This window comes from Winogradskyella aquimaris, assembly GCF_042676105.1.
GTDB lineage: Bacteria > Bacteroidota > Bacteroidia > Flavobacteriales > Flavobacteriaceae > Winogradskyella > Winogradskyella aquimaris.
Genome location: NZ_JBHTJQ010000003.1, coordinates 107,563 through 121,674, shown reverse-complemented (window position 1 = coordinate 121,674; position 14,112 = coordinate 107,563). Strand labels below are relative to the sequence as shown.

Genomic DNA, 14,112 nt, shown 5'->3' with positions numbered 1-14,112 from the left:
ACATTTTCACCTATTTATCAAAAATAAAATTCCGAAAATGAATCAACCTTTAGCATACGTACATCCTGGAGCAAAAATTGCAAAAAATGTGGTTATTGAGCCATTTACAACCATACATAATAACGTTAAAATTGGTGAGGGTACATGGATTGGAAGTAACGTTACTATTATGGAAGGAGCTAGGATAGGTAAAAATTGTAATATATTTCCTGGTGCTGTGATATCTGCTGTACCCCAGGATTTGAAATACAATGATGAGGATACAACAGTTGAAATTGGAGATAACGTCACCATCAGAGAATGTGTTACCATCAATCGTGGTACTACCGACAAAATGAAGACTGTAATCGGTAATAACTGTTTAATTATGGCATATTGCCACATTGCTCACGATTGTATAGTTGGTAATAACTGTATTTTTTCCAATAATAGTACACTTGCCGGGCACATTACCGTTGGTGATTATGTTGTTTTAGCTGGCATGACGGCTGTACATCAGTTTTGCTCTATCGGTAATCATGCTTTTGTAACGGGTGGGTCTTTAGTAAGAAAAGATGTGCCTCCATACGTTAAAGCTGCTCGGGAACCATTATCCTATGTTGGTATAAATTCTGTGGGATTAAGAAGAAGAGGCTTTACAACCGAAAAAATTAGAGAAATTCAAGACATATATAGAATTCTTTATCAAAAAAATTACAACAACACGCAAGCTTCCGAAATTATTGAAGCCGAAATGGAAGCGACTCCAGAGCGTGATGAAATCCTTCAATTCATTAAGAATTCTCATCGTGGCATCATGAAAGGTTATTTTAAATCAAACTAATAAAGAAATTAAATAAGAATGGCTAGTACTTCAGACATCCGTAATGGATTATGCATTAGATATAATAATGATATTTATAAAATCGTTGAATTTTTACACGTAAAACCAGGTAAAGGACCGGCATTTGTTAGAACAAAATTAAAAAGCGTAACTACAGGAAAAGTAATTGACAATACCTTTTCTGCTGGTCATAAAATTGATGATGTACGTGTTGAAACCCATAAATTTCAATATTTGTACAACGACGGTGAATTTTACCACTTTATGAACGAGGCAGACTATACACAGATTCGACTATTAGAATCTGCATTAGACAGGTCTGATCTGCTTAAAGAAGGTGAGGTCGTTACGATTCAAATTAATACAGAAGATAATATGCCTCTGTCTGTTGATATGCCGGCGACAGTTATTTTGGAAGTAACACATACAGAACCAGGAGTTAAAGGAAACACAGCAACTAATGCTACAAAACCTGCTACTGTAGAAACTGGTGCAGAAGTCAATGTGCCATTGTTTATTAATGAAGGGGATAAAATCAAAATAGAAACTGAAAAAGGCACTTATAAAGAGCGTATAAAGGAATAGCTACATGAAAAAAATTTTTCTACTTGGATTTTCTTTTATGGCCTTTAACAGTTGTATTGAATTACCTGAAAAATCCAATAACTCTTCTGACTCGATTTCTGGTATAGACTTTAAAACCATCTCTGTTGAGAAACTGTATCAATTAGATGTGCCAAAATATATGAAGGAAATGCCATCATTACATCCAGAGGCATCTCTTGAGTATGCAAATATTTATAAGGAAGCGTACGTAATTGTGATTCATGAAGACAAAGAGGAATTTATAGATGTTTTTACTGAAATTGATGAATATGATACTAATTTGTCTGTAGTTGAAAATTATAAGGAAGTTCAGAAAAAACTGTTTGCTGAAAGTATTGCTTCAATCAAAACAGAAGACTATGAATTAACAAATATAAATGGGCATAATGCTAGACAAATAAAAGTTTTTGGAAAAGTAGATGGGCTAGATATTTCTTATGTAGTTGCTTTTATTGAAGGAGATGAAAATATATACATGATTATGAATTGGACTATTGATAATCGATTTAAACGTTTTAAAGACACTTTCGAGTATATCAATAGTACATTTAAAAGTCCAGATAACTACATATCTAAAAAAAATAAAAAGTGAAATTTCCTAGACAATTTTCGTTAAAAGAAATCGCCAATTTAATTGGTGCTAAACATGTAGGCTCTGATGATTTTCCTGTTTTAGGAATGAATGAAATACATGTTGTAGAGCCTGGTGATATTGTATTTGTAGACCATCCCAAATATTACGATAAAGCCCTTCAATCTTCAGCAACAATTGTTCTTATCAATAAGGAAGTAGCTTGTCCAGAAAACAAAGCCCTATTGATTTCAGATGATCCTTTCAGGGATTTTAACAAATTAACTCTTCACTTTAAGCCGTTTAAATCAGCAAATATTTCAATGGCTGAAGACGCCAAAATAGGTGAAGGAACTATAATTCAGCCGAATTGTTTTGTGGGACATAATGTTACTATCGGAAAAAACTGTGTTATCCACTCTAATGTCAGTATTTATGATGATACCGTAATTGGTGATAACGTAATAATTCATGCCAACACAGTATTAGGTGGAAGTGCATTTTATTATAAAAAGCGACCAGAAGGATTTGATCAATTGCTCTCTGGTGGACGTGTAGTTATTGAAAACAATGTTGATATTGGTGCCGGTTGTACAATAGATAAAGGTGTAACGGGAGATACAACTATAAAAGAGGGTACTAAAATCGATAATCAGGTTCAAATAGGTCATGATACTGTTGTTGGTAAAAAATGTCTCATTGCCTCACATGTTGGGATTGCGGGCTGCACTATCATAGAAGATGAAGTCACAATATGGGGTCAAGTGGGAATAACTAGTGGTGTTACGATTGGTACCAAAGCAGTTATTTCAGCTAAGTCTGGTGTTAGTAAGTCCTTAGAAGGTCATAAAAATTATTTTGGTATACCTGCTGATGACTTTAGATCAAAGTATAAGGAACTTGCCTCAATCAAAAAAATTCCAGAGATTCTTCAGAAACTAAAAGATTTGTAATTCCGAATAGAAAAAATAAAAAGGGCTCGTATTTACGTTTCAAAAGACTTATTTTTGCACAACAAAATTCATAAAAATTAAAATTTACAATATCAAATGAGCGTTTTAGTAAATAAAAATTCTAACATCATTGTTCAAGGTTTTACAGGTAGTGAAGGTACGTTTCATGCCGGTCAAATGATCGAATATGGCACAAATGTGGTAGGTGGTGTAACACCTGGAAAAGGTGGTCAAGAACACTTAGGAAAACCTGTGTTTAACACGGTTGCTGAAGCTGTAGAAAAAGTAGGTGCAGATACAACCATTATTTTTGTTCCACCTGCATTTGCTGCAGATGCTATTATGGAGGCTGCTGACGCCGGAATAAAAGTGATTATTACCATAACTGAAGGAATTCCTGTAGCTGATATGATAAAAGCTGCAGATTATATAAAAGATAAAGACTGTAGATTAGTTGGTCCTAACTGTCCTGGTGTTATCACACCTGGTGAAGCAAAAGTAGGTATTATGCCAGGTTTTGTTTTCAAATCAGGAAAGGTTGGTATTGTTTCTAAATCAGGAACCCTAACCTATGAGGCTGCAGACCAAGTTGTAAAACAAGGCTTAGGAATAACAACTGCTATTGGTATCGGTGGTGACCCAATCATTGGTACTACAACCAAGGAAGCTGTAGAATTGTTGATTAATGATCCAGAAACTGAAGCTGTAGTTATGATCGGTGAAATAGGGGGTCAATTAGAAGCTGATGCTGCTAACTGGTATAAACAAAGTGGAAGTAAAAAGCCAATTGTAGGTTTTATTGCTGGTGAAACTGCACCTGCTGGTCGTACAATGGGTCATGCTGGTGCGATTGTAGGTGGTAGTGACGATACAGCTCAAGCTAAGAAAAAAATTATGAGAGCATGTGGAATTCACGTTGTTGATTCTCCTGCTGAAATAGGGAAGAAAGTAGCTGAAGTTTTAGGCTAATCCTCTTCTCATAAACTGTTAAAAACCTTACAAAATGTTGTGAGGTTTTTTTATTTGATGCAATTTGTAATTATTATATTTGATGAACATCAAACAACGTAAACGTAACTAATCAACTATAAAAAATGAAATTATTAGAAGGTAAAACAGCAATTATTACTGGTGCTAGTAGAGGTATTGGTAAAGGGATTGCTGAAATTTTCGCTGATCATGGAGCAAATGTGGCATTCACTTACAGTTCTTCTGTTGAAGCTGCAAATGAACTTGAAAAAGAACTTAACGATAAAGGAGTAAAAGCTAAAGGATATCAAAGTAATGCTGCTAGTTTCGAAGAAGCACAAAAACTAGCAGACGATGTTTTAAAAGAGTTTGGTTCTATAGACATATTAGTTAATAATGCAGGAATTACTAAGGACAATCTTCTTATGCGAATGGGAGAGGAAGACTTTGACAAAGTCATTGAAGTGAATTTGAAATCTGTGTTTAATATGACCAAAGCTGTACAACGCACCATGTTAAAACAACGAAAAGGCTCAATTATTAATATGAGTTCGGTTGTTGGTGTGAAAGGTAATGCCGGACAAACCAATTATGCGGCATCTAAGGCGGGAATTATAGGGTTCTCAAAATCTGTTGCTTTGGAATTGGGATCTCGAAACATTAGAAGTAATGTGATCGCTCCCGGTTTTATTGAAACCGAAATGACAGCGAAGCTTGATGAGGAAACGGTCAAAGGATGGCGAGCTGCAATACCATTAAAACGAGGTGGTACACCAGAAGATATAGCTAATGCTTGTGTATTTTTAGCCAGTGACATGAGTGCTTATGTTACCGGTCAAACATTGAACGTAGACGGAGGCATGTTAACATAGTCTATCAAATAAAATGACTATTCAAATTCAAATTATTATCAAATGAAATTATTTATTACCTCTGCTTTTGTTCTATTCACGGTATTATTGACAGCCCAAGATTGGGAAAAGTATAAATCAGAAGACCTTGCATTTATAACAGAATTTCCAGGTAAACCACAAAGAACGGTGCAGCAAATACAAACTGCTGTTGGCGAACTTGATATGCACCTGGTTGGATATGGATCATCACAGACTGGTGATAACGCATATTACGCTGTGGTTCGTAGTGATTATCCGAAAGAACAATTTACAGATATGACTGATGAAAAAATAAAATCGATTCTAGATGGTGCTGTAAATGGTGCCGTCAATAATGTACAGGGTACATTAGAGTCTGATGAAAACATCAATCTAAATGGATATCCTGGAAGAAAAATAAAGATTAATGCACCAGGTATGGAATTGTTCATGAATGCTTACTTAGTAGATAATGTTATGTATGTCAACCAAGTAATAGCAGAAGAGGGTAAGGTAAATACAAAAAATCTTAACTATTTTCTAGATTCATTTGATATAATTAATGTAAAACAATAAGAACTTTGACAGAGTACACCTTGATTTATATCACATTAGCATTTATAACAGCGCTTTTTCTAGCGCTGTTTCAATATGTGTATAAGTCAAGTATAAAAGGAAAGCTCAGGTTTGTTTTGTCTGTTTTGAGAACCTTATCATTGTTTGGTATTCTTCTGTTGCTCATTAATCCAAAATTTGAAACTAAGACTTTCTATACCGAAAAGCCAACACTTGTAATAGCAGTAGATGATTCAGAATCAGTCACCTATTTAGAGCAAGACCAAAATTTAAATAATGTTTTAACAACAATCACTACAAATTCTGATATTCAGAAACGATTTAATATCAAATCCTACAGTTTTGGGAAGTCTCTAAAACCTCTAGATTCTTTAAGTTTTTCAGAACAGCAATCCAATATTTCTGAAACGCTTAAGCAGTTAGGAGAAGTGTATAACAAACAAATAGCACCAATTATATTACTTAGTGATGGAAATCAAACCTATGGTTCAGATTATAGTTTTATTTCCAGCTCAGTAAAACAGCCAATATACCCATTGATTTTGGGTGACACGACAGTTTATACAGATTTAAGCATAAAACAGCTTAATGTTAATCGCTATGCATTTTTAAAGAATAGATTTCCGGTTGAAATTATAGCCAATTATAATGGTGCTGCTGCCATAACTACAGAATTAAAAATTTTATCAGGTAACTCTGTAGTGTACAGTAAACCATTAAAGTTTGATGCTACTAAAAAATCTGAAATCATTACAACAACCTTACTCGCCAATGCAGTTGGCGTGAAAACCTACAGTGTTGAATTAACACCTTTAGACCTTGAAAAGAATACGGTAAATAATTCTAAAAATTTTGGTGTTGAAGTTATAGACCAGAAAACTAATATAGCCATAGTTTCGGATATACTTCATCCAGATTTAGGAACATTAAAAAAAGCTATTGAAAGTAATGAACAACGATCTGCTACAATATTAAAACCAAGTGAGTATTTAAGTCGATTAAATGATTTTCAATTAGTTATATTGTATCAGCCAAATAATAGGTTTAATACTATCATGCAAGAAATTGTTCAACAAAATCTAAATACATTTATAATTACTGGTAAAATAACAGACTTTGCCTTTTTGAATAACATTCAATCCTTCTTTAAACAAACCATAACTAATCAGATAGAGGACTTTCAACCTACATTAAATAGAAACTATAATATATTTAGCATCGATAATTTAGACTTTTACGATTATCCACCTTTACAGTCTGAGTTTGGATCTATCGAGTTTTCAGTTCCCAATAGTGTGATTTTATCTAAAACCGTAAATGGAATTGACACAGGTCAACCCATGCTTTCAACCTATGACGTTGAGAACTCTAAACATGCTTTATTATCCGGTGAAGGAATTTGGCGTTGGCGAGCGCAATCATATTTAAATTCTGAAAGTTTTGATGACTTTGATAATTTCATAGGAAAGCTTGTGCAGTACCTTAGTTCCAACAAAAAACGTAGTCGCTTGGAATTAGATTATAAATCCTTTTATAATGGTAATGATGATGTTATTATTTCTGCACAATATTTCAATAAGAGTTTTGAGTTTGATGATACAGCCACATTAACTATTGTTATTAAAAACAAGTCGGATGATAGTGTAATTGAATTACCTCTGCTCTTAAGTAAAAGTAATTATAATGTTGACCTTAGCGGAATGGCGTCAGGTGCTTATGATTTTACGGTTAAGCACAATACAGAAGCAGTTGCAGCATCTGGTAGTTTTGAAATTTTAGAATTCAAAGTAGAGCAGCAATTCTTAAATGCGGATATTGACAAACTTCAAACCCTAGCGAGAAATAGTGGTGGCAGTACATATTACTTCTCGGAACCTAATGCACTTATATCTGATTTATTAAATGATAACAGGTACGCAACTATTCAAAAAAGCACTAAAAATATTGTACCTTTGATAGACTGGAAATATCTGCTTGGTCTAATCGCCCTTAGCTTATTTGCCGAGTGGTTTTTACGAAAATATAACGGATTAATTTAAAATATTACTGAAAATGGAAAAATTACCAAAAATTGGATTACCTATAATTGTAGGAATCGTATTAACTATAATAATCATTGCGAAATCTGCTGTAACAATCGGTTCTGGTGAAGCCGGTGTATTATATAAAACATTTGGAGGTGGTGTAGTTACTGATGAACCACCTTTGGGAGAAGGATTTCATATTGTTGCTCCTTGGAATAAGGTTTATATCTATGAAGTAAGACGTCAAGAAATTTTTGAAAAAATGAAAGTGTTATCTTCTAACGGACTAGATATACAATTAGATGCTTCTGCGTGGTATAAACCAGATGAAAAAAACCTAGGTAAACTTCATCAAGAGATTGGGGATAATTATTTGAATAGAATTATTCTGCCTACAATTCGTTCAGCAGCACGAAGTGTGGTAGGACGATATACACCAGAGCAATTGTATTCTAGTAAACGAGATGCTATTCAAAAGGAAATTTTTGAAGAAACAAAGAAGATTGTAGATGACCAATACATTGTTTTAGATGAAATCCTAGTGAGAGATGTGACACTACCGCCAACAATCAAAGAGGCCATTGAGCGCAAACTTAAACAAGAGCAAGAATCATTGGAGTATGAGTTTAGGTTAGTTACCGCTCAAAAGGAAGCAGAGCGCCAGCGCATAGAAGCTCAGGGTAAAGCCGATGCTAATAAGATTTTAAGTGCTTCATTAACTGATAAAATATTACAGGATAAAGGTATTGAGGCGACAAATAAATTAGCGGAATCTCCTAATAGTAAGGTGGTAATTATCGGTTCAGGAGAGTCTGGTATGCCTATCATTTTAGGGAACCAATAAAAATTATGTTAAAGACTTGGATTTCTAATTTTATTTTTTGAAACTTTGTTCAGTTAGAAAAAGGAAATGAATTTTATTCAATCACATCATCACCATTTATTTACTTGCACTCAAGCGAGCTAAAGATGTGTTGAATAAAATCAAAATATTTTTAAAACCGTTTGAGTAAATCAAGCGGTTTTTTATTTCTAATTTTAAAAAAACCAAGATTTGCTCAAATAAAACAAGATATAAAATGGGTAAACTTAAAATTGCTGTTCAAAAGTCGGGTCGTTTGCACGACGATTCCATGAAAATTTTAAAAGAAGTAGGAATTTCCATAGATAACGGAAAAGACCAACTTAAAGCATCTGCTAGAAACTTTCCGCTAGAAGTGTTTTATCTACGAAATGGAGATATTCCACAGTACTTAAAAGATGGTGTTGTAGATGCTGCTATAATTGGCGAAAACCTCCTGTTCGAAAAGGCCAGTGATCTCAACGTAGTAGAGCGATTAGGGTTTTCAAAATGCAAGGTGTCATTGGCTGTACCCAAGTCTGGTAAAGCAACCTCTATCAAAGATTTAGAAGGTCTACGTATAGCCACGTCGTATCCAAATACAGTTAATCATTTTTTAGAATTGAACGGCGTCAATGCCAAATTACATATAATTAACGGTTCTGTAGAAATTGCACCTAATATTGGTTTGGCAGATGCAATTTGTGATATTGTTTCTAGTGGCAGTACCTTATTTAAAAATGGTTTAAAAGAAATTCAAACCTTACTTAAATCAGAAGCGGTTTTAACAATATCACCTAAAATTAGCACTGAAAATCGGGATATTCTAGATAAGTTAAGATTTAGGTTGCAATCCGTTTTACGTGGTCGACAAAATAAATATGTGCTGTTAAATGCGCCCAATGATAAATTGGAAGCCATCACTGAAATTTTACCTGGAATGAATTCGCCAACAATCCTGCCTTTGGCTAAAGAAGGTTGGTCATCTCTACACTCTGTAATTAATAAAAATGATTTTTGGAATGTTATTGACGAGCTAAAAGCCAATGGAGCAGAGGGGATTTTAGTGTGTCCAATAGAGAATATGGTATTATAAAATTGCTATGAAAATTTTAAGATGAAAATTTATAATCAACCTGATAAAAAAGAATGGGAAGTGCTTTTAAAGCGTCCAACACAATCAATTTCAGACATTGAGGATGTTGTAAGTCAAATTTTTGAAGATGTGCAAAGTCATGGGGATGAAGCTGTTAAAAAATACACACTCAAGTTTGATAGTGCAGCTTTAGTTAGCCATGTCGTTTCAGGATTAGAGTTTGAAGAGGCTTCACAACAAGTCTCGTCGGAACTGAAAGCTGCGATTCAAATTGCTAAAGAGAATATTGAAAGTTTTCATAAAGCACAAATAACGCCAACAGTGGAGCAGGTAACGTCAAAAGGTGTTCTTTGTTGGCAAGAAAAAAGACCTATTGAAAAAGTAGGGCTTTATATTCCTGGAGGTACGGCACCATTATTCTCTTCCGTTTTAATGTTAGCTATACCAGCTAAAATTGCAGGTTGTAATGATATTGTTCTTTGCTCTCCACCAAACAAAGAAGGAAAAATCGCAAATGAAATATTATATGTAGCTAAACTTTGTGGTATAACTAAGGTTGTAAAGGTTGGTGGTATTCAGGCTATTGCTGGCTTAACTTTTGGTACTGAAACAATTCCTCAAGTCTATAAGATCTTTGGTCCAGGCAACCAATTTGTAACTGTAGCCAAGCAATTGGCTACAAAATATGGTGTTGCTATAGATATGCCTGCAGGACCAAGTGAACTACTAGTTTTAGCAGATAATACAGCAAATCCTACATTTGTGGCCTCAGATTTGTTGAGCCAGGCTGAGCATGGTACGGATAGTCAGGTCATTTTGGTCTCTACAAGTCAAACACTTATCGAGAATACGGTTAATGCACTTGAATCTCAAATACAAGAATTGCCTCGACAAGAAATAGCAAAACAAGCCATATCACATTCTAAGTGTGTTTACTTAGAAACTAAAGAGCAGGCATTGGAATTTGTAAATAGTTATGCACCAGAACACCTTATTATTTGCAGTAAGGACGAAGATTATTATATAAAAGGTTTAAGCAATGCGGGTTCTGTTTTTATAGGAAACTACACGCCAGAAAGTGCAGGAGATTACGCTTCGGGAACCAATCATACATTACCAACAAACGGATTTAGTAGGGCCTATTCTGGTGTAAATTTGGATAGTTTTTTAAAGAGTATAACGTTTCAGAAAATATCAGAGGATGGGTTACAAGCTATTGGACCTGCAATTGAATCAATGGCTGAAGCCGAAGGTCTTCAAGCCCATAAAAATGCTGTAACGTTAAGATTAAAAAGCTTAGGGAAATGATTGTAGAAAATTTACTGAGAGAAAATATTAAAAACATTAAGCCTTATTCCTCTGCACGAGATGAGTATAAAGAGGTTTCTGGCGATATGGTTTTTTTAGACGCCAACGAAAATCCTTTTCCTTCAACGGTAAATCGTTACCCAGATCCACAGCAACTACAGCTTAAGAAAAGGCTTTCGGAGTTAAAGGGTGTGCCAGAATCCAAAATTTTACTCGGAAACGGCAGTGATGAAGTACTAGATCTTCTATTTAGAGCGTTTTGTGAGCCCAATGAAGATAATGTGGTCATTTTGCCACCAACTTATGGCATGTACTCTGTTTTGGCGGCCTTGAATGCTGTACAAACAAAAGAAGTTTATCTAACAAAAAACTATCAGCTAGATGTAGAGTCAATAATAAAAATACAAAATGAAAACTCAAAATTATTGTTTATTTGTTCACCAAATAACCCAACTGCAAATAGTTTTGAAGCTACTAAAATTGAACACTTATTAAGCAGCTTTAATGGCATTGTTGTTATTGATGAGGCTTATATCGATTTTTCAACTGAAAATAGTTGGCTTCAGAGGTTAGAGGATTTTCCTAATCTTGTAGTCACTCAAACCTTATCAAAGGCCTATGGCATGGCCGGTATAAGATTAGGGATTTGTTACGCTTCAGAATTTATCATTTCTGTTTTAAATAAAATTAAACCTCCGTATAACATAAATGAATTGTCACAGCAAAAAGCTCTAGAACGATTACATAAAATCAGTGAAGTAAATGTACAAGTAAACCATATTTTAGAGCAGCGTGAGAAATTAAAGCATGCTTTAAAAGATATGAAATTCGTTAAAGAGGTTTATCCAACTGATGCCAACTTTATTTTGGTAAAAGTGGATGATGCAAATTTGCGCTACAATCAGCTTATAGAAAAGGGTATTGTAGTGCGAAATAGAACTTCCCAGCCTTTATGCAAAAATTGCTTACGCTTTACAGTTGGAACTTTAGAAGAGAATACAAGATTAATAGACACCCTAAACAAATTGTAATGAAACCCGTTTTATTTATAGATAGAGATGGTACCTTAATAAAAGAACCAGCAGATGAGCAGGTTGATGCTTTCGAGAAATTAGAGTTTTACCCAAAAGTATTTCAGTATTTGAGCAAAATTGCTCAAGAATTACATTTTGAACTCGTCATGGTCACAAATCAGGACGGATTGGGTACTGAAGTGCATCCGGAAGACAAGTTCTGGCCTATTCATAATTTTGTTATGCAAACTTTTGAGCAAGAAGGGGTTGCCTTTAATGAGGTATTAATCGACAGAACCTTTGCCAAAGATAATGCCCCCACGCGAAAACCAAATACGGGATTACTAACTAAATATTTTTCTAATGATTATGATTTAGCAAATTCCTTTGTGATAGGTGATCGTCTAACAGATATTGAATTAGCTAAAAACCTAGGAGCTAAAGGAATATTTATAAATGACAACACTAATCTTGGTATCAATGAAGTGACTATAAGTCATGCTGAATTGCAAGACTATATTGCTTTAGAAACTAATAATTGGGAGAACATTTACGAATTTCTAAAAGCAACTGAACGCATAGGGCAGATAGAGCGCAATACCAACGAAACCAAAATTAAAATCGCCCTAAACCTGGATGGAACAGGGCAGAGTAACATAAGTACTGGCCTTGCCTTTTTTGATCATATGCTAAACCAAATTGCACGTCACGGTCAGATGGACTTAAACATTAAAGTCGATGGTGATTTGGAAGTGGACGAACATCATACCATTGAAGACACGGCCATTGCCCTTGGCGAGGTTTTTGCCAAAACTCTAGGTGATAAATTAGGCATAGAACGTTATGGTTTTTGTCTGCCTATGGACGATTGTTTAGCTCAAGTGGCTATAGATTTTGGTGGTAGAAATTGGTTGGTTTGGGAAGCAGATTTTAAACGTGAAATGATAGGGAAGATGCCCACTGAAATGTTTTACCACTTTTTTAAATCCTTTTCGGATGGTGCAAAATGTAATCTCAATATAAAAGCAGAAGGCACCAATGAACATCATAAGATTGAGGCTATATTCAAGGCCTTTGCAAAAGCCATAAAAATGGCCGTAAAACGCGATGTGAATAAAATGATTTTACCATCAACCAAAGGTACACTGTAATGAATTTAAGAATTGTCAACTACGGTGCAGGAAATATAAAAAGTATTCAATTTGCATTTCAGCGTTTGGGTTACGAGGCCAAATTAACATCAGATGCAGAGGACTTGTTAAAGGCCGATAAAGTCATTTTTCCTGGTGTAGGAGAGGCTAGTTCTGCTATGTACAAATTAAGAGAAAGTGGCTTAGATGAACTGATTCCTCAATTAAAACAACCCGTGCTAGGCATTTGTTTAGGTATGCAACTGATGTGCAAACATACTGAGGAAGGAAATACTAAGGGGCTTGGAATTTTTCAAACTAACGTCAAACGATTTACAGATCAGGTTAAAGTTCCCCAAATGGGATGGAATACCATAACGCAGCTTAAATCTAATCTGTTTAAAGGCATTGACCCTGGTGATTTTATGTATTTGGTCCACAGTTACTACGCAGAAGATTGTAATGAGAAAATTGCGAATACACACTACGAGTTAGATTATGCTTCAGCTCTAGAACATGAAAATTTTTTTGGCGTTCAATTTCACCCGGAAAAAAGTGGTAAAAAAGGTGAACAAATTTTAAAAAACTTCTTAAACATTTAAAATGAGAATTATCCCAGCTATAGATATTATTAATGGTCAATGTGTTAGGCTGACCAAAGGTAATTATGATACCAAAAAAGTATATAACGAAAATCCTGTTCAAGTGGCCAAAGCGTTTGAAGATGCTGGAATTCAACATTTACATGTTGTAGATTTAGATGGTGCCAAGGCCAGTCATATTATAAATTATAAAGTTTTGGAAGCCATAGCTAATTCTACCCAGCTCAAAATAGATTTTGGTGGTGGGTTAAAATCGGATGAGGATATAAGAATTGCTTTTGAATCTGGTGCGAGTCAGATTACTGGTGGAAGTGTAGCTGTTAAAAAACCAGACTTGTTTGAAAGTTGGATTCGTACTTATGGTTCAGATAAAATTATTCTTGGTGCCGATTGTAAAAACGAGAAAATAGCAGTTTCAGGTTGGTACGAAGAAAGTGATTTAGAAGTAGTTCCTTTTATAAAAAATTATCGAGGTAAGGGTATTAGCTATGTGATTTGTACTGATATTTCAAAAGACGGAATGCTTCAAGGGCCATCATTTGATTTGTATGAAAGAATATTGCAAGAGGTTAGTGGTATTAAACTAATCGCTTCTGGTGGTATCTCAAAATATGATGAACTACCACAATTAGCCGAATTGGGTTGTGAAGGTGTTATCATTGGCAAGGCCATTTACGAAAATAAAATTACGCTTAAGCAACTCGAACACTTCATCTTAAATCAATAAT

The 14,112-nt window shown here is 34.6% G+C and carries 15 protein-coding genes; all 15 read left to right on the top strand.

Going from position 1 to position 14,112, the window contains the following annotated elements; genetic code table 11:
• The first annotated feature begins 37 nt into the window (after positions 1 to 37).
• The 15 genes from lpxA to hisA all read left to right on the top strand — a co-directional run bounded on the left by lpxA (position 38) and on the right by hisA (position 14,111).
• The gene (gene lpxA / locus ACFQ1K_RS03430; RefSeq protein ID WP_320555008.1) at positions 38 to 823 is read left to right on the top strand and encodes an acyl-ACP--UDP-N-acetylglucosamine O-acyltransferase; all 786 of its coding nucleotides are present in this window, start codon (positions 38 to 40) and stop codon (positions 821 to 823) included.
• 18 nt (positions 824 to 841) lie between these two features.
• Positions 842 to 1,408: an elongation factor P gene (gene efp, locus ACFQ1K_RS03425; protein ID WP_320555007.1), complete on the top strand. Its 567-nt coding sequence runs from the start codon at positions 842 to 844 to the stop codon at positions 1,406 to 1,408.
• 4 nt (positions 1,409 to 1,412) lie between these two features.
• Complete coding sequence (locus ACFQ1K_RS03420) at positions 1,413 to 2,021, top strand: hypothetical protein (RefSeq protein ID WP_320555006.1); 609 nt, start codon at positions 1,413 to 1,415, stop codon at positions 2,019 to 2,021.
• Positions 2,018 to 2,953: a UDP-3-O-(3-hydroxymyristoyl)glucosamine N-acyltransferase gene (locus tag ACFQ1K_RS03415; protein WP_320555005.1), complete on the top strand. Its 936-nt coding sequence runs from the start codon at positions 2,018 to 2,020 to the stop codon at positions 2,951 to 2,953. Before ACFQ1K_RS03420 ends, ACFQ1K_RS03415 begins: the two co-directional genes overlap by 4 nt.
• A gap of 96 nt (positions 2,954 to 3,049) precedes the next feature.
• Positions 3,050 to 3,922 carry a succinate--CoA ligase subunit alpha gene (gene sucD, locus ACFQ1K_RS03410; protein WP_320555004.1) on the top strand — a complete coding sequence of 291 codons (873 nt, stop codon included), beginning with the start codon at positions 3,050 to 3,052 and terminating at the stop codon, positions 3,920 to 3,922.
• 125 nt (positions 3,923 to 4,047) lie between these two features.
• Positions 4,048 to 4,794 (top strand): 3-oxoacyl-[acyl-carrier-protein] reductase, encoded by a 747-nt coding sequence (gene fabG, locus ACFQ1K_RS03405; protein WP_320555003.1) that lies wholly within the window; start codon positions 4,048 to 4,050, stop codon positions 4,792 to 4,794.
• Between the two features lie 42 nt (positions 4,795 to 4,836).
• Positions 4,837 to 5,370, top strand: a complete 534-nt coding sequence (locus ACFQ1K_RS03400; RefSeq protein ID WP_320555002.1) for a hypothetical protein — start codon at positions 4,837 to 4,839, stop codon at positions 5,368 to 5,370.
• Positions 5,371 to 5,375: 5 nt separating this feature from the next.
• Positions 5,376 to 7,409 carry a VWA domain-containing protein gene (locus ACFQ1K_RS03395; RefSeq protein ID WP_320555001.1) on the top strand — a complete coding sequence of 678 codons (2,034 nt, stop codon included), beginning with the start codon at positions 5,376 to 5,378 and terminating at the stop codon, positions 7,407 to 7,409.
• A gap of 13 nt (positions 7,410 to 7,422) precedes the next feature.
• Positions 7,423 to 8,238 carry a prohibitin family protein gene (locus ACFQ1K_RS03390; RefSeq protein WP_320555000.1) on the top strand — a complete coding sequence of 272 codons (816 nt, stop codon included), beginning with the start codon at positions 7,423 to 7,425 and terminating at the stop codon, positions 8,236 to 8,238.
• Positions 8,239 to 8,473: 235 nt separating this feature from the next.
• Positions 8,474 to 9,331 (top strand): ATP phosphoribosyltransferase, encoded by an 858-nt coding sequence (gene hisG, locus ACFQ1K_RS03385; protein WP_320554999.1) that lies wholly within the window; start codon positions 8,474 to 8,476, stop codon positions 9,329 to 9,331.
• A 21-nt stretch (positions 9,332 to 9,352) separates the two neighbouring features.
• Positions 9,353 to 10,639 (top strand): histidinol dehydrogenase, encoded by a 1,287-nt coding sequence (hisD, locus tag ACFQ1K_RS03380; protein ID WP_320554998.1) that lies wholly within the window; start codon positions 9,353 to 9,355, stop codon positions 10,637 to 10,639.
• The gene (gene hisC, locus ACFQ1K_RS03375) at positions 10,636 to 11,670 is read left to right on the top strand and encodes a histidinol-phosphate transaminase (protein ID WP_320554997.1); all 1,035 of its coding nucleotides are present in this window, start codon (positions 10,636 to 10,638) and stop codon (positions 11,668 to 11,670) included. The genes hisD and hisC overlap by 4 nt, the downstream gene beginning before the upstream one ends.
• Positions 11,670 to 12,803, top strand: coding sequence for a bifunctional histidinol-phosphatase/imidazoleglycerol-phosphate dehydratase HisB (gene hisB, locus ACFQ1K_RS03370; RefSeq protein WP_320554996.1), 1,134 nt, complete (start codon positions 11,670 to 11,672; stop codon positions 12,801 to 12,803). Before hisC ends, hisB begins: the two co-directional genes overlap by 1 nt.
• The gene (gene hisH, locus ACFQ1K_RS03365; protein ID WP_320554995.1) at positions 12,803 to 13,384 is read left to right on the top strand and encodes an imidazole glycerol phosphate synthase subunit HisH; all 582 of its coding nucleotides are present in this window, start codon (positions 12,803 to 12,805) and stop codon (positions 13,382 to 13,384) included. Before hisB ends, hisH begins: the two co-directional genes overlap by 1 nt.
• Before the next feature lies 1 nt (position 13,385).
• A complete protein-coding gene (hisA, locus tag ACFQ1K_RS03360) occupies positions 13,386 to 14,111 on the top strand; it encodes a 1-(5-phosphoribosyl)-5-[(5-phosphoribosylamino)methylideneamino]imidazole-4-carboxamide isomerase (protein ID WP_320554994.1) in 726 nt (241 codons plus the stop codon).
• Position 14,112 lies beyond the last annotated feature (1 nt).

Bases quoted from the DNA above. Each gene is read 5' to 3' on its own strand.
- hisD (WP_320554998.1), top strand. From the start codon at position 9,353: ATGAAAATTTATAATCAACCTGATAAAAAAGAATGGGAAGTGCTTTTA.
- efp (WP_320555007.1), top strand. From the start codon at position 842: ATGGCTAGTACTTCAGACATCCGTAATGGATTATGCATTAGATATAAT.
- hisC (WP_320554997.1), top strand. From the start codon at position 10,636: ATGATTGTAGAAAATTTACTGAGAGAAAATATTAAAAACATTAAGCCT.
- hisA (WP_320554994.1), top strand. From the start codon at position 13,386: ATGAGAATTATCCCAGCTATAGATATTATTAATGGTCAATGTGTTAGG.
- ACFQ1K_RS03420 (WP_320555006.1), top strand. From the start codon at position 1,413: ATGAAAAAAATTTTTCTACTTGGATTTTCTTTTATGGCCTTTAACAGT.
- fabG (WP_320555003.1), top strand. From the start codon at position 4,048: ATGAAATTATTAGAAGGTAAAACAGCAATTATTACTGGTGCTAGTAGA.
- lpxA (WP_320555008.1), top strand. From the start codon at position 38: ATGAATCAACCTTTAGCATACGTACATCCTGGAGCAAAAATTGCAAAA.
- hisH (WP_320554995.1), top strand. From the start codon at position 12,803: ATGAATTTAAGAATTGTCAACTACGGTGCAGGAAATATAAAAAGTATT.
- ACFQ1K_RS03390 (WP_320555000.1), top strand. From the start codon at position 7,423: ATGGAAAAATTACCAAAAATTGGATTACCTATAATTGTAGGAATCGTA.
- hisB (WP_320554996.1), top strand. From the start codon at position 11,670: ATGAAACCCGTTTTATTTATAGATAGAGATGGTACCTTAATAAAAGAA.
- hisG (WP_320554999.1), top strand. From the start codon at position 8,474: ATGGGTAAACTTAAAATTGCTGTTCAAAAGTCGGGTCGTTTGCACGAC.
- sucD (WP_320555004.1), top strand. From the start codon at position 3,050: ATGAGCGTTTTAGTAAATAAAAATTCTAACATCATTGTTCAAGGTTTT.
- ACFQ1K_RS03400 (WP_320555002.1), top strand. From the start codon at position 4,837: ATGAAATTATTTATTACCTCTGCTTTTGTTCTATTCACGGTATTATTG.